We start from the raw sequence: 18,718 nt of genomic DNA on the forward strand, positions 1-18,718 counted from the left end.
TCATGAGTGCATTCCAAGCCGACTCCCAGCAGCTGATTCTTGCGCTGTCGAAGGGCCGCATTTTCGAAGACACCCTGCCGCTGCTGGAAGCAGCCGGCATCACCGTCACCGAAAACCCCGAGACCTCGCGCAAGCTGATCCTGCCGACCAACGACCCCAACGTGCGCGTGCTGATCGTGCGCGCCACCGACGTGCCGACCTATGTGCAGCATGGCGCGGCGGACTTCGGCGTGGCCGGCAAGGATGTGCTGCTGGAGCACGGCGGCGAAGGCCTGTACCAGCCGATCGACCTGCACATCGCCGAGTGCCGCATGTCGGTGGCGGTGCGCAACGGCTTCGATTACGAGACCGCGGTGCGCCAGGGCGCGCGCCTGCGCGTGGCCACCAAGTTCGTGCAGACCGCGCGCGAGCACTTCGCCGAGAAGGGCGTGCACGTCGATCTGATCAAGCTGTACGGCTCGATGGAGCTGGCGCCGCTGGTCGGCCTGTCGGACGCCATCGTCGACGTGGTCAGCACCGGCGGCACGCTGCGCGCCAACGACCTGAAAGAGGTCGAGGCCATCATGGATATTTCGTCGCGCCTGATCGTGAATCAGGCCGCGCTGAAGCTGAAACGCGAGCGCCTGCAACCGATCATCGAAGCATTCGAACGCGCCTCCAACAAGTGAACACCATGATCACCAAGCTCGATTCCAGCCAGGCCGATTTCAAGCAGCGCCTGGACACCCTGCTGGCGTTCGAAGCCAGCACCGACGACGCCATCGAAAGCGCCGTCTCCGCCATCCTGGCCGACGTCAGGAAACGCGGCGACGCCGCGGTCCTCGAATACACCAACAAGTTCGACCGCCTGCAGAACGGACCGAGCGGCGCCGCCGCCAGCATGGCCGCGCTGGAAGTCTCGCAGGATGAACTGCGGGCCGCGCTGGCCGCGATCCCGGAAAAGCAGCGCGCCGCGCTGGAAGTGGCGGCGCAGCGCATCCGCGCCTTCCACGAACGCCAGAAGCAGGAGTTGAACGGCTTCAGCTACACCGAGCCTGACGGTACGGTGCTGGGCCAGCGCGTGACGCCGCTCGACCGCGTCGGCATCTACGTCCCGGGCGGCAAGGCCGCCTATCCGTCGTCGGTGCTGATGAACGCGATTCCGGCCCACGTGGCCGGCGTCGGCGAAATCATCATGGTGGTGCCGACCCCGGACGGCGTGAAGAACCAGATGGTGCTGGCCGCCGCCGCGATTGCCGGCGTGACGCGCGTGATCACCATCGGCGGCGCGCAGGCCGTGGCCGCGCTGGCCTACGGCACCGCAACCATCCAGCCGGTCGACAAGATCGTCGGCCCCGGCAACGCCTACGTGGCGGCCGCCAAGCGCCGCGTGTTCGGCGTGGTCGGCATCGACATGATCGCCGGTCCGTCGGAAATCCTGATCGTCTGCGACGGCAGCACCGATCCTGACTGGGTGGCGATGGACCTGTTCTCGCAGGCCGAGCACGACGAACTGGCGCAAGCCATCCTGCTGTGCCCCGACGCCGACTACATCGCCAGGGTGGAGGCCAGCATCGAAAAGCTGCTGCCGACCATGCCGCGCCAGGAAGTCATCAAGATCTCGCTGGGCGACCGCGGTGCGCTGATCAAGGTGCGCGACATGGACGAAGCCTGCGCCATCGCCAACAGCATCGCCGCCGAGCACCTGGAAATCTCCGCCGTCGAGCCGCAGCAATGGGCCGACAAGATCCGCCACGCCGGCGCCATGTTCCTCGGCCGCTTCTCGTCCGAGTCGCTGGGCGATTACTGCTGCGGTCCCAATCACGTCCTGCCGACCTCGCGCACGGCGCGCTTCTCGTCGCCGCTGGGCGTCTACGACTTCCAGAAACGCTCGTCGGTGATCATGGTCAGCGAAGCCGGCGCGCAAACGCTGGGCAAGGTGGCGGCCGAACTGGCCTACGGCGAAGGTCTGCAGGCGCACGCCCGCAGCGCGGAGCTGCGCCTGAAATGACGGCGTGGCTCAATCAGGTCTTCTGTGAGGATGCGCTGGCCGGCCTGGCGCGCATCCCGGATGGTTCCATCGACCTGATACTCACCGATCCGCCCTACAACCTGGGCAAGGACTACGGCAATGCCTCTGACCAGCAGACGGTGGATGCCTACCTGCGCTGGACCGAGCAGTGGATCGACGCCGCCCTGCCCAAGCTGAAACCCAACGGCAGCCTGTACATCTTCCTGACCTGGCGTTTTTCGCCGGAGATCTTCGTCATGCTGAAACAGCGCATGACCATGATGAACGAGATCATCTGGGACCGCCGCGTGCCATCCATGGGCGGCAGCGTGCGCAGTTACTCGTCGGTGCACGACACCATCGGTTTCTTCGTGCGCCGCAAGGATTACTATTTCGACCTGGACGCGGTGCGCATACCGTATGACGCCGAGACCAAGAAGGCCCGCTCGCGCTCGATCTTCGTCGGCGCCAAGTGGCTGGAAGTGGGCTACAACCCGAAAGACCTGTGGAGCGTGTCGCGCCTGCACCGCGAGCATCCGGAACGCGCCGACCATCCTACCCAGAAGCCGCTGGAGATCATCGAACGCATGGTCAAGGCATCCTGCCCGCCGGACGGCGTGGTACTCGATTTGTTCATGGGCAGCGGCACCACCGCCATCGCCGCCAAACGGCATGGCCGCAACTATGTCGGCTTCGAGCTGAATCCGGAATACTGCGCCATCATCAACGCGCGCCTGGCGGCGCTGGAGGCGCCCGAGCCGCCGCCGCCCGTCAAAAAACCCAAGAAACCCCGAAGTTTAGTCAACTCATAGGAGCCCCGTAAGATGTCCCCCATCGACCTGCTGGTAAACAGCACCATCCGTCCCGACGTACGAGCCGTAGCAAGCTATCACGTTGCCGATGCGAGTGGTTTTATCAAACTGGATGCGATGGAGAACCCTTACCACCTGCCGCATCATCTGCGGGAGGACCTGGCGCAGCGGCTGGCCGACGTGGCGCTGAACCGCTATCCGGTGGCTTCCTATGCCAGCATCAAGCGGCGCATCCAGGACAAGCTGGGCGTGCCGGCCGGTTACGAGGTCATTCTCGGCAACGGCTCGGACGAGCTGATTTCGATCCTGTGCATGGCCTGCGCCATGCAGGACCGCCGCGCGGTGGTGGTGGCGCCGACGCCGTCGTTCGTGATGTACCAGCGCTCGGCGCAATTCGCCGGCATGGATTACGTCGGCGTACCGCTGAAGGCCGACCTGACGCTCGATCTGCCGGCCATGCTGGCCGCGATCCAGGAACACAAGCCGGCGCTGGTGTTCCTTTCGTATCCCAACAACCCGACCGGCAACCTGTTCGCGGAAGACGATATCGTCGCCATCATCCGCGCGCTGGATGGTTTCGGCCTGGCCGTCGTGGACGAGGCCTACGAGCCGTTCGCCCAGCAGACGTTTATGCATCGCCTGCCTGAATTTCCGAATCTGGTGGTGATGCGCACCGTGTCCAAGCTCGGCCTGGCCGGCATCCGGCTCGGCTACATGTCGGCGGCGCCGCAATTGCTGGCGGAATTCGACAAAGTGCGGCCTCCTTACAACATCAACGTATTGACGCAGGTGGCGGCCGAATTCGCGCTCGACCACGTGGAGGTGCTGAACCAGCAGGCCGCCGCGTTGCGCGCCGCACGCGCCGATCTGATGGCTGCATTGGCCCGTATGCCGGGCGTGGAAGTCTTCCCGTCGGCGGCGAATTTTATCCTGATTCGGGTGCCGAATTCCGACGATGCCCACGCGAAACTCCTTTCTCACAAGGTTTTAATTAAAAATGTGAGTAAAATGCACAGTGTACTGGCCAATTGTTTACGCATCACCGTCAGCACCCCGGAAGAAAATTCCGCCTTCCTCGATGCTTTCGCCGCATCGCTGGCAGCCTGAGACCATCGCGAGCTTTTCATGAACCGCACCGCAGAAATCATCCGCAATACCAACGAGACGCAAGTCCGCGTTTCCATCAACCTGGACGGCACCGGCAAGCAGAAACTGAACACCGGCGTGCCTTTCCTCGACCATATGCTGGACCAGATCGCCCGCCACGGCTTGTTCGACCTCGATGTCGAAGCCACCGGCGACATCCACATCGACAATCACCACACGGTGGAAGACGTCGGCATCACGCTCGGCATGGCGGTGGCCAAGGCCATCGGCGACCGCAAGGGCATCGTCCGTTACGGCCATTCCTACGTGCCGCTGGACGAGGCGCTGTCGCGCGTGGTGCTGGACTTTTCCGGTCGTCCGGGCATCGAGTACCACATCCCGTTCACCCGCGCCATGATCGGCACCTTCGACGTCGACCTGACGCTGGAATTCTTCCGCGGCTTCGTCAACCACGCGCTGGTGACGCTGCACATCGATAACCTGCGCGGCACCAACGCCCACCACCAGTGCGAAACCGTGTTCAAGGCCTTCGGCCGCGCGCTGCGCATGGCGTCCGAGCTGGACCCGCGCGCCGCCGGCACCATTCCGTCGACCAAGGGTAGCCTGTAAAACATCCATCATGAAAAAAATCGTAGTAGTTGATTACGGCATGGGTAATCTGCGCTCGGTCGCGCAGGCGCTGCGCGCCGTGGCGCCGGAAGCCGAGGTGCTGATTTCCGGCGTAGTGGCCGATATCGACAGTGCCGACCGCATCGTGCTGCCGGGCCAGGGCGCCATGCCGGACTGCATGCGCAGCCTGCGCGAGTCGGGCGTGCAGGACGCGCTGATCGCGGCGTCGAAAAACAAACCCCTTATGGGAGTGTGCATCGGCGAGCAAATGCTGTTTGATGTCAGCGAGGAAGGCAATGCCGCCGGCCTGGGCCTGTTGCCCGGCAAGGTGGTGCGCTTCCAGCTGGATGGTCAAACGCAGGAAGACGGCTCGCGCTTCAAAGTCCCGCAGATGGGCTGGAACCAAGTCCGGCAAACGGCGTCTCATCCGATGTGGCAGGAGATTCCGGACAACGCCTATTTCTACTTCGTGCACAGTTATTTCGCCCAGCCTGAGCAATCGGCCCATACCGTTGGGCAGACTGTGTATGGCGCACCGTTCGCCTGTGCCGTGGCGCGTGATAATATTTTCGCGACCCAGTTCCACCCGGAGAAAAGCGCCGCGGCCGGACTGCAGTTGTACAAGAATTTCGTCCACTGGAATCCCTGATTTTCTTTTTTAATTTTTAACTCAAACCATCATGCTGCTCATTCCTGCCATCGACCTCAAAGACGGTCATTGTGTTCGCCTCAAACAGGGCGATATGGAACTCGCTACCGTATTTTCCGAAGATCCGGCCGAGATGGCCCTGCATTGGCTGAAACAGGGCGCGCGCCGCCTGCACCTGGTGGACTTGAACGGCGCCTTTGCCGGCAAGCCGAAGAATGAGGCGGCCATCCGCGCGATTCTGCAGACGGTGCAGGATTACGCCGAAGAGAACGATCTGGACGAGATTCCGGTGCAGCTGGGCGGCGGTATCCGCGACCTCGACACCATCGAACGTTACCTGGACGCCGGCATCACCTACGTGATCATCGGCACCGCCGCGGTCAAGGAGCCGGGCTTCCTGCACGACGCCTGCGGCGCCTTCCCCGGCCACATCATCGTCGGCCTGGACGCCAAGGACGGCAAGGTGGCCACCGATGGCTGGAGCAAGATGTCCGGCCACGAGGTGATCGACCTGGCCAAGAAATTCGAGGCCTATGGCGTGGAAGCTATCATCTACACCGACATCGGCCGCGACGGCATGATGGGCGGCGTGAATATCGACGCCACCGTCAAGCTGGCGCAGGCGGTGAAGATTCCGGTGATCGCCTCGGGCGGCCTGCACAACCTGGCCGACGTGGAAGCGCTGTGCGCGGTGCAGGACGAGGGCATCGAGGGTGTGATCTGCGGCCGTTCGATCTACGAAGGCACCATCGACCTGGCCTCGGCGCAGGAACGCGCCGATGAACTCAGCGGCGAATTTGTCAACGGCGTGATCGAGGAAGAAGACGAATAATGCTCGCCAAACGCATCATCCCCTGCCTGGACGTGACCGATGGCCGCGTCGTCAAAGGCGTCAACTTCACCGAGCTGCGCGATGCCGGCGACCCGGTGGAAATCGCGCGCCGCTACGATGAGCAGGGCGCCGACGAGCTGACCTTCCTCGACATCACCGCCACCAGCGACAACCGCGGCCTGATCCTCGACATCATCGAGGCGGTGGCCTCGCAGGTGTTCATTCCGCTGACCGTGGGCGGCGGCGTGCGCGAAGTGGCCGACGTGCGCCGCCTGCTGAACGCCGGCGCCGACAAGGTCAGCATGAACTCGTCCGCCGTGTCGAATCCGCAGCTGGTGTACGACGCCTCGCAGAAGCACGGCTCGCAGTGCATCGTGGTGGCGATCGACGCCAAGCAGACGTCGCCCGGCAAGTGGGAAGTGTTCACCCACGGCGGCCGCAAGGCGACCGGCATCGACGCCATCGAATGGGCGAAGAAAATGGAACAGCTGGGCGCCGGCGAAATCCTGCTGACCAGCATGGACAAGGACGGCACCAAGTCCGGCTTCGACCTCGGCCTGACGCGCGGCGTGTCGGATGCCGTCAACATCCCGGTGATCGCTTCCGGCGGCGTCGGCGGCCTGCAGGACCTGGCCGACGGCGTCAAGCTGGGCAAGGCCGATGCGGTGCTGGCGGCCAGCATCTTCCATTATGGTCAACACACGGTACAGGAAGCCAAGCGCTTCATGGCGCAGCAGGGCATCCCGATGCGCCTGGTTTAAGAGAACAGCATGATGAATACCCCTATCCAGCCCAAGGCAGCGTGGCTGAAGAAAATCAAGTGGGACGAGCACGGCTTGGTGCCGGTGATCGCCCAGGAAGCGGGCAGCAACGATGTGCTGATGTTTGCCTGGATGAACCGCGAGGCGCTGGCCAAGACGGTCGAGCTGGGCGAAGCCGTGTATTGGAGCCGTTCGCGCAAGAAGCTGTGGCACAAGGGCGAGGAGTCTGGCCACACGCAGAAGGTGCTGGAAATCCGCCTCGACTGCGATGAGGACGTGGTGCTGCTGAAGATCGAGCAGGCCGGCGGCATCGCCTGCCATACCGGCCGCCACTCGTGCTTCTTCCAGAAATTCGAGGGCGACGCCCAGGAAGGCGACTGGCAGAACACCGACCCGGTGCTGAAAGACCCGGCCGACATCTACAAGGACGGCAAATGAGCACCATCCTGGACCGACTGGCGGACGTGATCGAATCGCGCAAGCCCGCCAACGGCGGCGACCCCCTCGCGTCGTACACCGCCAAGCTGTTCGCCAAGGGCGACGACGCGATCCTGAAAAAGATCGGCGAGGAAGCCACCGAGACCGTGATGGCCGCCAAGGATGCGCGCGCCGGTGGCGATAGCGGCAAGGTGCTGTACGAAGTGGCCGACTTGTGGTTCCATACGCTGGTGCTGCTGGCCCAGTTCGATCTGAAGCCGCAGCAGGTGCTCGATGAGCTGGCGCGCCGCGAGGGCGTGTCCGGCATCGAGGAAAAAGCTTCCCGTAAAGAATAACCCGACGGAGTCCGCGTGGATAACTGCATCTTTTGCAAAATAGCCGAAAAGAAAATCCCTTCGACCGCCGTGTACGAGGATGACGACGTGCTGGCCTTCAAGGACATCCACCCGCATGCGCCCGTGCACCTGCTGCTGATCCCGAAGAAACATTTCTCGACGTTGCAGGACGCCGGCGCCGAGCCCGCGCTGCTGGGTAAAATGCTGGCGCTGGCACCCCGTCTGGCAGAGGAAGCCGGCTGCGCGGTCCGCTATGATGCGGATGGCAAGCCGGGTGGCGGTTTCAAGACGCTGATTAACAGTGGGCCGGATGGCGGTCAGGAGGTGTACCATTTACACCTGCATGTGATCGGCGGTCCGCATCCCTGGCGCATCGAGCGTTGAATTGGGGCCGGCCGGCCATATTTACATCTGAGACGGCGCTTCGCGTATACTGTCGCAGCGGTTCTCGGAAACAACGGATTTAATCTGGGCGCAAGACGCCTTGTAAGGGGAAGATGATGGGTTCTACTAGCTGGATTCACTGGGCAATTTTGCTGGTCGTCGTGATTTTGATCTTCGGCACCAAAAAACTGGGTAACGTGGGCTCGGACATCGGCAAGGCCGTCAAGGGTTTCAAGGATGGCGTGAAGGGTGCCGACGAAGACAAGCCGGCCGCACCGGCCGCCACGCCAAGCACCATCGACGTCGATACCAAAGAGAAGAAGTAAGCCGGTCTTCGCCGGCTGAAATCGCCTTATGATCGATCTCGGTCTTACCAAACTCGGCATCATCGGCGTGGTCGCGCTGATCGTCATCGGTCCTGAAAAGCTGCCCAAGGTGGCGCGCATGGCCGGGACCCTGTACGGCCGCGCCCAGCGTTACCTGAACGAGGTGAAGTCCGAGGTCACGCGCGAAATCGAGATGGAAGAGCTGCGCAATCTGCAGAAGGAAGTGCAGGACGCGGCGCAGAACATCAAGTCCGAAGTGGAAAATTCGATTTCGCAGAACATGGCCGAGGTGGAAAGCGCTTTCCACGGCAGTACCGACGAAACATCCCCGTCGTACGATCACGGCACGTACGGCGCGCCGTTCAGCAGCGTCACCACCGACGACCTGGCGCGCAAGGCGCGCGAGTTCCGCCGCAAGAAGCTGGTGCGCAACTCGGCCATCCCGAACTGGTACAAACAGCGCCATGGCGGCAGGCAGCACGTGACGTCGGGCGCGGCGCGGGTGGCGCGCTTCCGTCCGCGCGGTCCCACCAACAGCTCTTTTTACTAGATGAGTACACCTAACCAGGGCGAAGAGACCTTTATCTCTCACCTGATCGAACTGCGCGACCGCCTGGTCAAGGCAGCGATCGGCGTCGCGATCATGTGTATCGGCCTGATGTTGTGGCCGGGGCCGTCGCGCATCTACGACATCATTGCCGAGCCGATGATCGCCTCGCTGCCGGTGGGCTCGAAGATGATCGCCACCGGCGTGGTGTCGCCGTTCCTGGTGCCGATGAAGGTGACGCTGGTGATCGCCATCATCCTGGCCTTGCCGTGGGTGCTGTACCAACTGTGGGCATTTGTCGCGCCGGGCCTGTACGCGCACGAGAAGCGGCTGATCGCGCCGCTGGTGATTTCATCCTCGGTACTGTTCATGGCCGGGGTGGCGTTCTGCTATTTCCTGGTGTTCGGCCGGGTGTTCCATTTCATCGCCGAATTCTCGCCGACCTCGATCGCGGTCACGCCCGATATCGAGAACTACCTGGACTTCGTGATGTCGATGTGCCTGGCGTTTGGCGCGGCGTTCGAGGTGCCGGTGGTGGTGGTGATCCTGGTGCGCATGGGCCTGGTGAGCGTGGCCAAGCTGAAGGAGATCCGGCCGTATGCGGTGGTGGGCGCGTTCGTGGTGGCGGCCATCGTCACCCCGCCCGATGCGGTCAGCATGTTCTCGCTGGCGATCCCGATGTGTCTGCTGTTTGAACTGGGTCTGCTGGTGGCCCCGATGTTCGTGCGCCTGTCGACGGCGCCGGAAGAAAAAGCCTGATGCCGAGGCCGGCTACGGCAGCCGGCCGATGATGTGAGCCAGCGCGCCGATCTCGACCGCGTGCAGGAAAAAAAACGATCCAGCCAGCCAGGTCAACTTGTGCTTTAAGGCCTCGACATCCAGCTTCAGCATGTCCTGGCCTTGCTTGAGCATTTCTATTCGGGCAATCATGTCGGTCTTAAGCATGAGCAAGTCGCCCGGCGTCACCGTGCCTTCAATCAGCGCTTCCTGTAATGCCTGAGACTGCGCCTCGGCTTGCGTTTGCGGCACGCCTGCGGCAATGAGTTTCTTCGCGTATTCCAGCGTGTCGAACTTGATGGGCATGGTCATGTTACCTCCCGATTTGATCGTAGCAGAAACGGCCAATGCATCGGCCATTCCCCATCGTATCGAATCACATGCCCATCAGTTTGCGCTGGCGCAGATCACTGGGTCATCAAGCCCTTGATCACGCGTACCGGCGCGCTGCCGTAGCTGAGGAATTGCTCGTTGAATTCCTTCAGGTTGAACCTGGCGCCGAGTTGCTGCTTGCGCTGCTCGCGCAGTTCCATGATCTCGCTGTAGCCGCTGAAATAGCTGGTCAGCTGCACCGACGACACCTGCACCCGGTGCCACTTCTCCACCGCCTCGCTGCGCGTCTGGAACGCCTGGCGGGTCAGCAGGTCCATGGCCTGTTCTTCCGTCATGCCCAGCACGTGCACGCTGTAGTCGAGGATGGTGTTGGTCACGCTGCGCAGGTTCCACTTCGAGTACATCAGCCACATTTCCGGCGCGTTGTCGCCGTAGCCCGATTCCAGCATCATGCGCTCGCCGTAGACGGCCCAGCCCTCCACCATCGCGCCATTGCCGAAGATCGATTTCACGATCGACGGCGAGCGGTTGGCGTACACCAGTTGCGCATAGTGGCCCGGGATCGCCTCGTGAATGTTGAGGATCTGCAGTATCCAGTAGTTGTACTCGCGCAGGCTGCTCTCGGCCGCTTCCGGCGTGGCGCCGTCGAGCGGCGTCACGTTATAAAAGGTGCGGTCCTGCGGACGATACGGCCCCGGCGCATCGATGCTGGCGCCGGCCACGCCGGCGGCGTAGGCCGGCGTCGCGCGCACTTCCAGCGGTTTCTTCGGATCGAGCGTCAGCAGGTCGTGACTGATCACCCAGTCCTGCAGGGTGGGAATCTGGCGCTTGATCTCGGTGACGAAATCCTCGCGCGCCACGTGGCGCTCGGACAGCTTGTCGATCACCATGCCGATCTTGGCGAAGCGGTCGCTCGGCTTGGCGGTGCCGCCCATGGTCTTGTCCCACAGCTCGTCGGACAGCTTGTCCATGTTGGCCAGCAGTTCCTCGCGCGCGGCCAGCGCCTTCTGGTAGGTCTGCTCGGCCGTGCTGCCCGACTGGATGTCATAGGCGAACTTCTGCTCATACAGTTCCTTGCCCAGACGGAAGGTGCGGCGGCCCTTGGTGTCCATCAGCTTGTCCATCTCGGTCAGGAAGGCGACATAACCGTCGATGGCGGTCAGCGCGGCGTTGATGCGCTGGGTGTACAGCTGCTTCTCCACCGGCGTCAGGATGGACGCCTGCGCCACCTTGTCGACCTCGGTCAGCAGATGCTGGATGCCGGGCGCCTGGGCAATGGCCAGGCGCGTATGTTCGCGGGTGGGATTGACGATATTGTTGCGCGCCGCCTCGTAGTAGGCGGGGATGCTGGCGATGCGCTTGAGCAGGGTGCGCAGGCGCTGCGGCTGCGCCGCGTATTCGGTATTCAAAATCAGGTCGATCGGCCCGGCCACGTTGTAGCTGGCCGGATTCCATTCCCACTCGCGCAGGGTGGTCAGGCGGAAGCGGTCGCCGTCCAGCTTGTTCATCAGCAGGCCGAGGTCGGTGCGCTGCTTGGCCGACAGCTGGCTGGCGTTGATGGCGGCCAGACGGCCTTTCCAGTCGTCAATAAAGGCCAGTTCCTTCTGCTGCTCGGCCTTGTCGAACACGGTCAGGGTGGCGGCGGTGTCGTACTTGCCGGCGTAGATCGCGCTTTCCGAATCGATGCGCCACAGCGCGTTGAGGAATTGATTGCTGAGGGCGTCGAACTGGCGGTCCTGGCGGCGTTCCGGCGCCGCCAGCTTCAGCGCCGGCACGGCGGCGGCCTTGGCGACGTTCCTGCCTTTGCCCTTGGCCGTGGTTCTGGACGATTTGCTGCTGCTTTTGCCCTTGCCGGAAGGGCTGGACTTGCCGCCGCTCTTTTTGGCGGGCGCGGCCTTGTGGTGGTGCGTCGCGGCGCCGACCGGCGCAGCGGCCAGGGCCGCCATCAGCGCAGCCAGTGCGAGTTTGGTCTTGATCATCGTATGCAACCTTGTATCTGAAGCGGCAGAGATTATCACTAATCTGCGCGCTTGAGAGCGCCCGATACAAGACAAAACAATGGCAATTACAGAAATATTTGTTTTCCTTAAACTACATTCGGGTGGCTTCCTGCCCGGCCGGCACGGGCGCGGAAATCTCGCGCAAGGTCTGGGCGGTTTCGCGGTCGTCGGCGTCGGACTGGGTCAGGTCGGCGATGGCGACGATGCCGATCAGGGTGTGGGCGTCGCGCGAGACCACCGGGATGCGACGCACCTGCGCCACGCGCATGTCGTCCATCACCTCGTCCAGGGTCTGGTCTTCGTAGCACTGGCAGATGTCCGCGCTCATCACGGCGGTGACCAGCGTATCTTCCGGTCCGCGTCCTTCGGCGGTGGCGCGGATGGTGATGTCGCGGTCGGTGATCATGCCGATCACGCGGCCGTTTTCAGTTACCGGCAGGGCGCCGATGTCGAGGTCTTTCATCAGTTCCGCCGCCCTGCGGATGTTGTCGTCGCTGGTGACGTTGACCGCGTCCCGGCTCATCACTTCTGCGATGGTCTTCATGGCTGTCTCCTCCTGTTGAGCTGCACCGAAATGGCGCCGCATTCAGCCTTAGGTGGGACAGGGACGGCAAACTTCAAGCTACTTTTTCAAGCCCTCCTGCAGCATCGCCAGCATTTCCGAGGCCGACATGCGGCCGCTGACGTCGCTGCCCTCGAGCAGGCTGTCGGCCAGGTCGCGCTTGTGCTGGTGCAGGTCGACGATGCCTTCCTCGATGGTGTGGCGCGCCACCAGACGGTAGATGGTCACCGGCCGCAGTTGTCCCATGCGGTGCGCGCGGTCCGAGGCCTGGTCTTCCACCGCCGGGTTCCACCATGGGTCCATGTGGATCACGTAGTCGGCCGCCGTCAGGTTGATGCCGACTCCGCCGGCCTTGAGGCTGATGAGGAAGACGTCGCCCGCGCCGGCCTGGAAGGCATCCACGCGCTTCTTGCGGTCGGCCATGGAGGTGGAGCCGTCGAGGTACTGGTAGCTGATCTCCTGCGCATCGAGGTGCGCACGGATCAGCGCCAGGTGATCGACGAACTGGCTGAACACCAGCACCTTGTGCTTGTTGTCGAGCAGGTTCGCCAGCAGCTCGGCAAAGGCGGCCAGCTTGCTGCTCTCCAGTTGCAGCTCCGGCGCGATCAGGTTCGGATTGCAGCAGACCCGGCGCAGCTTCATGATCTCGGCCAGGATCTGGATCGACTTCTTCTCCGCCGGGCCTTCGGCCTTTTCCAGGTTTTCCAGCGCGGCGCGGCGCAGCGATTCGTACAGCGCCTTCTCGTCGGCCGACAAGTCGACTTCCAGCGTGATCTCGGTGCGCGATGGCAGCTCGGTCAGCACCTGCGACTTGGTGCGGCGCAGGATGAACGGCTGTATCAGGCGGCGCAGGCGCTGGCGCGCACCGAGTTCGGCGCGGTGGTTCTGCGCCTTCTCGATCGGCGCGGCGAAGCGCAGGTTGAACTGCTCGATGGTGCCCAGCAGGCCGGGATTGATGAAGCGGAACAGGTTCCACAGCTCGCCCAGATGGTTTTCCAGCGGCGTGCCGGTGACGGCCATGCGGAACTGGCCGTTCAATGCCATCACCGCGGCCGAGCGCTTGGTGGCGGCGTTCTTGATCGCCTGCGCCTCATCCAGCACGATGGTGTTCCACGGTACCTTGGCGAACAGCTCCGACTCCAGTTGCAGCAGGCCGTAGCTGACCACCACCACGTCGTAGGCATGCAGGTTGGCCAGCATCCCGGCGCGATCGCCGCTACCGAACAGCTGCACGTTGAGTGTCGGCGCGAAGCGCGCCGCCTCGCTCATCCAGTTCATGCACACCGAGGTCGGCGCGATCACCAGCGACGGGCCTTGCGGCGCGCGCGCCAGCACGACGGCCAGTGCCTGCAGGGTTTTGCCGAGGCCCATGTCGTCGGCCAGACAGGCGCCCACACCCCAGTGCGCGAGTCGCGACAGCCAGTTGTAGCCTTCGACCTGGTAGTCGCGCAGCTCGGCCTGCAGCGTCGACGGCAATTCGGGCGCGAACGCGGCCTGCTCCCGCATGCGCGCCAGATGTTCCTTCCACAGCTTGTCCGACTTCAGGCCGCCGATGTCGCTGGCCAGTTCCTCCAGCGCGAACGACGCCAGCGGATGCAGGCGCACGCCGTCGGCGGTTAATTCACCGTAGGCCTGCACTTCCTGCAGGCGACGGTAGAGTTCCTCGGTCAGCGCCATGTAGCGGTTCTCGCCCAGCTCGACGAAGCGGCCGTGGCTCTTTTCCATCATCTGCAGCAGCGTGCGCAGGTCGATGATCTTGCCTTCCTCGACCTGCAGTTCGCCGCTGGCGGCAAACCAGTCCTTGTTGCTCTTGATGGCCAGGCGCAGCTGCTTGGTTTCCACCTTGCTGGTGACACGGAAGCTTTCGCCTTCCGGCCAGGCGATGACGAGGCTGGCCGGGTCCAGCGCTTGCAGTTCCACCAGCAACTGCAGGCACAGCGCCGGTTGGCCCAGCAGCCATTCGCCGTGTTCCTGTTCGGCCGATTGCAGTACTTCGCATTTGGCGATCAGATCGCGCTCGGCGTCGCGTTCGTCGATCAATTTGCGACGTGCCTGCACCGGCTTGCCGCCGATCTCGGCGATCACGCTGTCGGCGCCGTCGCCGGGCTTGTAGTAGGCGCCGTTGACCAGCGGGCGCACCAGGATCTGCATCTTCAGGCCGTGCTGGTAGGGCAGCAGGTGGATATGCAGGCGCATGTCCGCATCCATCTGCTCCATGTCCGGCGCGGCGCCGCCGATGTCCGACTGCACCGTCACCAGCGACGAGATGGCGCTGATGGCCGACAGCACCTGCTGCTCCGCGTGCGCCGGCACATTCAGCGCGTCGCCGACGATGGCGGCGATACGGCGGTGTTCTTCGAGGATGTTCACCACCCGCAGGCGGCTCGGCGTCTCCTTGCTGATCACCACCGCGGCGTTGTCGTCGGGGATGGGCGGCTTGAGGCGCAGTTCCAGATTGCCGGGACTTTTTTTGATCAGCAGCTCAGGCTCGCCGGCCAGCATCTCCACGCGCATGTCGGGCGCGTCGGACCAGAACAGCAGCGGATGGCCGATCAGTGCCGGCGCGGCGCGCTGCGGATCGATTTCGTAAGTCAGGCCACTGGACTGGTAGCCGCGGTGCGCCACCGTGATCGCCTCGGAGGCGCGGATGTCCTGCGGCGTCAGGAAGTCGAATTGCTCGGTCTCGAAGCGCAGGCGTTTCAGGCCCACTGCGCGGCCCTTGCTCCACAGGCCGCGCGCATCGCGCTTCTGCTCGACTGGCGCGACGTCGGTCAGGCCGTAGCGGTGATCGTAGGTCAGCAGCCACGCCAGCCGCGAGTTGCCCGCCGCCTCGGGTGCGGCGCCCTGCTGCAGGTTGATCAGGGCCGTGAGCTGGCGCTGCCAGCCTTCCTGCCGCTCGAACCAGGTGGTGAGATCGGGGAAACCGAGACGCGCGCGCAGCGCCTGCGCGTGCGTCTGCATGTCGCTGTCGCCGAGTTGGCCCAGCAGCGCGGCGGCCTGGCCGGCGATGAACAGGTAACCGGCGCGTTCGGCGCTCTGCACCAGTTCCTGCAACTGCTCCTTGCGCTCCTGCAGCTGCGGCATCGATAGCCAGAAGTACAGCAGGAACTGGAACATCTGCGTCAACAGGGCCGGCTCCCACGCCAGCGACGCCACCGCGTCGACCTGCATCACGCCGGCACGGATCTGGCGCAGCATATCGATCTGCTGATAAATCGAACTGTCGTAATTTTTAGGTTGCCGGACCGCGATGTCCAGATAGGCTTCCGCCGATTTCAGGTGTTTGGGATCGCCGCTGCGTAGCGCCGACAGCAAATACAGGTGCGCACCCATGCCGCTGAACAGCTGCTTGCGCTTGCCGGTGTCGCGGCGCAGGGTTTTCAGCGCGACGTCGAAGCCGACGATGGCGGCGCTGGCGGCACCGCGCAGCAGCACCTGGGTGCTGGCCAGGTACTGGCTTTGCGCACCGATGGTCTTTTCGAGATAGCGCTTGGCTTCGTCGAGACGACCGCCCAGCAGCGCGTCTTCGGCCAGTGCCATCCGCAGCTCGGGGCTGATCTCGTCGCGACGGCGCTGCATATGCATTTCGCAGTATTCACGCAGCACCGGCGCGGTCGGCGGCTCGTGCTGGGCGTTTTGCAGCAGCACCGTCAGCACATCGTCCTGCAGCAGCGGGTGCACCAGCGCGATCATGCCCGGCTCGAACGGACGGCCGAAGATGTCGACAATCGGGTGCAGTTGCGCCGCCTCGTAGCTGCCCAGGCAGAAGGCCAGGATAGGCTGGATCGCCTGCGGCGTATGGCCGCGCAGAAGGCCCATGCGCAGGCGCGCCATGCCGGCGCGGTAGCTGCGCGGTTCCAGGCTGTTCCAGGTCTGGCGCAGCGGCACCAGCTCGTCGTAGGCGTGGTACAGGTCGTCCAGCGCGTGGGTGCCGATCGAGGCGCGGATCGCCGGCCAGCGCAGCTTCTGGTTACAGGTGAAGCCGCGGCCCGTCACCACGCTGACGAAGGCCAGCCGTTCCAGCTTGCGCAGCGCGTCATCGAGCGTGGAGACGGAATAGAAATGGCCGTCTTCATCGTATTCGATGCGCGCCAGTTTCAGCAGATCGAGGATCAAGGCCCGCCCGACAGGCTCGCCGATCAGGGCGAGCAGGGCAAGGATCATTTTTTCATTGAAGGGCAGCGCGTCGAATTCGGCGAGCAGCTTGGGATCGGTCATGCGTGGTTCAGGCTAAAAATGCGTTGATAGAAATCGAGCTCCGCCTCCAGCGTGCGGATGATGTTTTCGGCCTTGCGGAAGCCGTGGCCTTCGCCTTCCAGCGGCAGGTAGTCGACCGGGATGCCGCGCCGTTTCAGTGCATCGACCATCATCTCGGATTGCTGCGGCGGCACCACCTTGTCGTCCAGGCCCTGGAAGAAGATCATGGGGCGCGACAGCTTGTCGGTGTGGTTGATCGGCGAGCGTTGCTGGTAGATGGCGTCGGCCTGCGGCTGCGGCGCGATCAGGTACTCATTGTAATGCGATTCGAATTTGTGCGAATCCTGGTCCAGCCCTTTGAGGTCGGACACGCCGTAGTAGCTGGCGCCGGCCTTGAACACATCGTGGAAGGTCAGCGCGCACAGCGTGGTCAGGCCGCCGGCGCTGCCGCCGCGGATGATCAGGCGTTCGCCATCGGCCAGGCCGCGTTCCACCAGCGCCTGCGCGCCGGCCACGCAATCCTCCACGTCGACGATGCCCCACTGTCCCTTGAGCAGATCGCGGTAGGCGCGGCCGAAGCCCGTGCTGCCGCCGTAATTCACATCGAGCACGCCGAAGCCGCGGCTGGTCCAGTACTGCGTCTTCAGGTTCAGCGTGTTGACCGTCATGCCGGTCGGGCCGCCGTGGCTGATGACGATCACCGGCGGCTTGCTGCCTTCCGGCGCCCGGAAAGCCGGATTGCGCGGCGGGTAGTAAAAGGCGTGGGCGGTGCGGCCGTTGGCGCTCGGGTAGCTGATGCTGGTGGGGATGGACAGCGTCGCCTCGTCGGGCAGGTCCTCGATCGACTGCGCCAGGATTTCCACGCCCTCCTCGGTGAAATCGATGCGCGCCAGTTCCATCGGGATCGCCGGGCCGCCGGCCAGCATGGCGATATAGCCTTTGCCGACGCGCAGTTCGCGGATTTCCTCGTAGGGATTGGCGATGGCTTCCAGCTTGCCGCTGCCCGGCAGCAGGCGCGCCAGGCGGCTGACGCCCTTGTCGATATAGGTGCAGATGATTTCGGCGGCCGAGCGGAAGCCGTACATGGAATTACCGAAGGTCCAGTGCGGCGCGGCGAATTCGGCTTCCATCGGGCACAGGCCCTCGATGCGCTGACGGTCGGCGCACAGGCGGTACAGATTCCACCAGCCGCTGCGGTCGGAGACGAAATGCAGCAGGCCGTCGGGCGACCATTCGGGCTGGCAGATCGATTCCTCGGCGCCGCCGGCGATGCGGGTTGGCGCGGCCAGCGTGCCGTTGTCGTTGATGGCGGCCAGCCACAGCGTCGTGCCCTGCCACGGCATGCGTGGATGGTCCCAGCTCAGCCACGCCAGCGCGCGGCCGTCCGGCGACAGGCGCGGCGAAGAATAAAAGTCGGCGCCCTGCGCCAGCACCGTCTCCGTGCCGTCGGTCAGGCTGATGGCGCACAGGGTGTTGACCGGCTGTGCGTGTTCATCGTCGCCATGCTGCTCGCGTACCGCGATCAGGCGCGCGCGCGGGCGGTCGACCACGAAATCGGCAAAGCGCTGCCTGCCCGGCTGCGTGAGCGCCAGCGGCGTGGGTTCGTCGGCCGAGGCATCCAGCCGGTAGACCACGTTATCCTTGAAATGCGTGAAGTACACGGTTTCGCCATCGACCGCATAGGCGCCGCCGCCGTACTCGTGCACGCGCGAGCGCAGATTGAACGGCGCCGGCGTCAGCTCTTCGGTGGCCACGCCGTGCACGCGCAGCAGGGTATTGCGTCCGGCCTCGGCGGCGCGGCCGGCCAGCCAGAAAACATCGCAGCCATCGGCGCCGCCCAGCAGCAGCGACGACAACGGCGTCGCCCCGGCCGCCACGCGCGCCGCGCTGATGGTCGAAGTCCAGGCGCCGTAAGGGGCGATGGCGGGCGTCACAGTGGTAGTCATAAGCGGCTCCGTGGTTGGGTGATGGCATGATAGAGAAACCTCGCCCAATCTTCCAGCAAAATCCGGGGTCAGGTCTTCCATTGCGTCACGGCCCCAGCCGTAGCGGCCGCTAC

Annotated in this window: 19 protein-coding genes; 14 read left to right on the plus strand and 5 right to left on the minus strand. The window is 64.0% G+C overall.

The features are described from left to right. The first annotated feature begins 2 nt into the window (after window positions 1-2). From hisG to tatC, 14 genes are all read left to right on the plus strand, one after another. On the plus strand, window positions 3-668 hold the full coding sequence (hisG, locus tag E4L98_RS12805; protein WP_135201941.1) for an ATP phosphoribosyltransferase: 666 nt from the start codon (window positions 3-5) through the stop codon (window positions 666-668). A gap of 5 nt (window positions 669-673) precedes the next feature. Next, the gene (gene hisD / locus E4L98_RS12810; RefSeq protein WP_371857214.1) at window positions 674-1,990 is read left to right on the plus strand and encodes a histidinol dehydrogenase; all 1,317 of its coding nucleotides are present in this window, start codon (window positions 674-676) and stop codon (window positions 1,988-1,990) included. Then, window positions 1,987-2,802 carry a DNA-methyltransferase gene (locus E4L98_RS12815; protein WP_135201943.1) on the plus strand — a complete coding sequence of 272 codons (816 nt, stop codon included), beginning with the start codon at window positions 1,987-1,989 and terminating at the stop codon, window positions 2,800-2,802. Before hisD ends, E4L98_RS12815 begins: the two co-directional genes overlap by 4 nt. A gap of 12 nt (window positions 2,803-2,814) precedes the next feature. Beyond that, on the plus strand, window positions 2,815-3,909 hold the full coding sequence (gene hisC, locus E4L98_RS12820) for a histidinol-phosphate transaminase (RefSeq protein ID WP_135201944.1): 1,095 nt from the start codon (window positions 2,815-2,817) through the stop codon (window positions 3,907-3,909). 18 nt (window positions 3,910-3,927) lie between these two features. Further along, window positions 3,928-4,518 carry an imidazoleglycerol-phosphate dehydratase HisB gene (gene hisB / locus E4L98_RS12825; protein ID WP_090324507.1) on the plus strand — a complete coding sequence of 197 codons (591 nt, stop codon included), beginning with the start codon at window positions 3,928-3,930 and terminating at the stop codon, window positions 4,516-4,518. A 10-nt stretch (window positions 4,519-4,528) separates the two neighbouring features. Beyond that, complete coding sequence (hisH, locus tag E4L98_RS12830) at window positions 4,529-5,167, plus strand: imidazole glycerol phosphate synthase subunit HisH (protein ID WP_135201945.1); 639 nt, start codon at window positions 4,529-4,531, stop codon at window positions 5,165-5,167. A 31-nt stretch (window positions 5,168-5,198) separates the two neighbouring features. Further along, the gene (hisA, locus tag E4L98_RS12835) at window positions 5,199-5,999 is read left to right on the plus strand and encodes a 1-(5-phosphoribosyl)-5-[(5-phosphoribosylamino)methylideneamino]imidazole-4-carboxamide isomerase (protein WP_135201946.1); all 801 of its coding nucleotides are present in this window, start codon (window positions 5,199-5,201) and stop codon (window positions 5,997-5,999) included. Further along, complete coding sequence (hisF, locus tag E4L98_RS12840; protein WP_135201947.1) at window positions 5,999-6,760, plus strand: imidazole glycerol phosphate synthase subunit HisF; 762 nt, start codon at window positions 5,999-6,001, stop codon at window positions 6,758-6,760. Before hisA ends, hisF begins: the two co-directional genes overlap by 1 nt. 12 nt (window positions 6,761-6,772) lie before the next feature. Continuing rightward, entirely contained in the window at window positions 6,773-7,198 is a 426-nt protein-coding gene (gene hisI / locus E4L98_RS12845) for a phosphoribosyl-AMP cyclohydrolase (RefSeq protein ID WP_135201959.1), read from the plus strand. Next, window positions 7,195-7,533: a phosphoribosyl-ATP diphosphatase gene (locus tag E4L98_RS12850; protein ID WP_135201948.1), complete on the plus strand. Its 339-nt coding sequence runs from the start codon at window positions 7,195-7,197 to the stop codon at window positions 7,531-7,533. The genes hisI and E4L98_RS12850 overlap by 4 nt, the downstream gene beginning before the upstream one ends. Before the next feature lie 15 nt (window positions 7,534-7,548). Continuing rightward, window positions 7,549-7,917 (plus strand): histidine triad nucleotide-binding protein, encoded by a 369-nt coding sequence (locus E4L98_RS12855; RefSeq protein WP_135201949.1) that lies wholly within the window; start codon window positions 7,549-7,551, stop codon window positions 7,915-7,917. 116 nt (window positions 7,918-8,033) lie between these two features. Continuing rightward, complete coding sequence (gene tatA / locus E4L98_RS12860) at window positions 8,034-8,243, plus strand: Sec-independent protein translocase subunit TatA (protein ID WP_135201960.1); 210 nt, start codon at window positions 8,034-8,036, stop codon at window positions 8,241-8,243. A 28-nt stretch (window positions 8,244-8,271) separates the two neighbouring features. Then, window positions 8,272-8,793 carry a Sec-independent protein translocase protein TatB gene (tatB, locus tag E4L98_RS12865; protein ID WP_135201950.1) on the plus strand — a complete coding sequence of 174 codons (522 nt, stop codon included), beginning with the start codon at window positions 8,272-8,274 and terminating at the stop codon, window positions 8,791-8,793. Next, on the plus strand, window positions 8,794-9,549 hold the full coding sequence (gene tatC / locus E4L98_RS12870) for a twin-arginine translocase subunit TatC (RefSeq protein ID WP_135201951.1): 756 nt from the start codon (window positions 8,794-8,796) through the stop codon (window positions 9,547-9,549). 12 nt (window positions 9,550-9,561) lie between these two features. Here tatC and E4L98_RS12875 read toward each other — a convergent pair whose 3' ends face one another. The 5 genes from E4L98_RS12875 to E4L98_RS12895 form a co-directional block, all read right to left on the minus strand. Continuing rightward, on the minus strand, window positions 9,562-9,879 hold the full coding sequence (locus tag E4L98_RS12875; protein ID WP_135201952.1) for a CCDC90 family protein: 318 nt from the start codon (window positions 9,877-9,879) through the stop codon (window positions 9,562-9,564). 95 nt (window positions 9,880-9,974) lie between these two features. After that, the gene (locus tag E4L98_RS12880; RefSeq protein ID WP_135201953.1) at window positions 9,975-11,879 is read right to left on the minus strand and encodes a DUF885 domain-containing protein; all 1,905 of its coding nucleotides are present in this window, start codon (window positions 11,877-11,879) and stop codon (window positions 9,975-9,977) included. Between the two features lie 112 nt (window positions 11,880-11,991). Further along, window positions 11,992-12,444, minus strand: coding sequence for a CBS domain-containing protein (locus E4L98_RS12885; protein WP_135201954.1), 453 nt, complete (start codon window positions 12,442-12,444; stop codon window positions 11,992-11,994). Window positions 12,445-12,522: 78 nt separating this feature from the next. Further along, window positions 12,523-16,680 (minus strand): SNF2-related protein, encoded by a 4,158-nt coding sequence (locus tag E4L98_RS12890; protein ID WP_135201955.1) that lies wholly within the window; start codon window positions 16,678-16,680, stop codon window positions 12,523-12,525. Continuing rightward, the gene (locus tag E4L98_RS12895) at window positions 16,677-18,605 is read right to left on the minus strand and encodes a S9 family peptidase (RefSeq protein WP_135201956.1); all 1,929 of its coding nucleotides are present in this window, start codon (window positions 18,603-18,605) and stop codon (window positions 16,677-16,679) included. The genes E4L98_RS12890 and E4L98_RS12895 overlap by 4 nt, the downstream gene beginning before the upstream one ends. Window positions 18,606-18,718 lie beyond the last annotated feature (113 nt).

Origin of the sequence: Duganella callida, from assembly GCF_004614165.1 — a bacterium.
Taxonomy (GTDB): Bacteria; Pseudomonadota; Gammaproteobacteria; order Burkholderiales; family Burkholderiaceae_D; genus Rugamonas; species Rugamonas callida.

What these genes read in the sequence shown, in the direction of transcription:
- tatB (WP_135201950.1), top strand. Translation starts at nt 8,272, where the DNA reads ATGATCGATCTCGGTCTTACCAAACTCGGCATCATCGGCGTGGTCGCG.
- tatA (WP_135201960.1), top strand. Translation starts at nt 8,034, where the DNA reads ATGGGTTCTACTAGCTGGATTCACTGGGCAATTTTGCTGGTCGTCGTG.
- E4L98_RS12815 (WP_135201943.1), top strand. Translation starts at nt 1,987, where the DNA reads ATGACGGCGTGGCTCAATCAGGTCTTCTGTGAGGATGCGCTGGCCGGC.
- hisC (WP_135201944.1), top strand. Translation starts at nt 2,815, where the DNA reads ATGTCCCCCATCGACCTGCTGGTAAACAGCACCATCCGTCCCGACGTA.
- E4L98_RS12890 (WP_135201955.1), bottom strand. Translation starts at nt 16,680, where the DNA reads ATGACCGATCCCAAGCTGCTCGCCGAATTCGACGCGCTGCCCTTCAAT.
- E4L98_RS12885 (WP_135201954.1), bottom strand. Translation starts at nt 12,444, where the DNA reads ATGAAGACCATCGCAGAAGTGATGAGCCGGGACGCGGTCAACGTCACC.
- hisF (WP_135201947.1), top strand. Translation starts at nt 5,999, where the DNA reads ATGCTCGCCAAACGCATCATCCCCTGCCTGGACGTGACCGATGGCCGC.
- hisB (WP_090324507.1), top strand. Translation starts at nt 3,928, where the DNA reads ATGAACCGCACCGCAGAAATCATCCGCAATACCAACGAGACGCAAGTC.
- E4L98_RS12880 (WP_135201953.1), bottom strand. Translation starts at nt 11,879, where the DNA reads ATGATCAAGACCAAACTCGCACTGGCTGCGCTGATGGCGGCCCTGGCC.
- hisA (WP_135201946.1), top strand. Translation starts at nt 5,199, where the DNA reads ATGCTGCTCATTCCTGCCATCGACCTCAAAGACGGTCATTGTGTTCGC.
- hisG (WP_135201941.1), top strand. Translation starts at nt 3, where the DNA reads ATGAGTGCATTCCAAGCCGACTCCCAGCAGCTGATTCTTGCGCTGTCG.
- tatC (WP_135201951.1), top strand. Translation starts at nt 8,794, where the DNA reads ATGAGTACACCTAACCAGGGCGAAGAGACCTTTATCTCTCACCTGATC.
- hisI (WP_135201959.1), top strand. Translation starts at nt 6,773, where the DNA reads ATGAATACCCCTATCCAGCCCAAGGCAGCGTGGCTGAAGAAAATCAAG.
- E4L98_RS12895 (WP_135201956.1), bottom strand. Translation starts at nt 18,605, where the DNA reads ATGACTACCACTGTGACGCCCGCCATCGCCCCTTACGGCGCCTGGACT.
- hisH (WP_135201945.1), top strand. Translation starts at nt 4,529, where the DNA reads ATGAAAAAAATCGTAGTAGTTGATTACGGCATGGGTAATCTGCGCTCG.
- E4L98_RS12850 (WP_135201948.1), top strand. Translation starts at nt 7,195, where the DNA reads ATGAGCACCATCCTGGACCGACTGGCGGACGTGATCGAATCGCGCAAG.
- hisD (WP_371857214.1), top strand. Translation starts at nt 674, where the DNA reads ATGATCACCAAGCTCGATTCCAGCCAGGCCGATTTCAAGCAGCGCCTG.
- E4L98_RS12875 (WP_135201952.1), bottom strand. Translation starts at nt 9,879, where the DNA reads ATGACCATGCCCATCAAGTTCGACACGCTGGAATACGCGAAGAAACTC.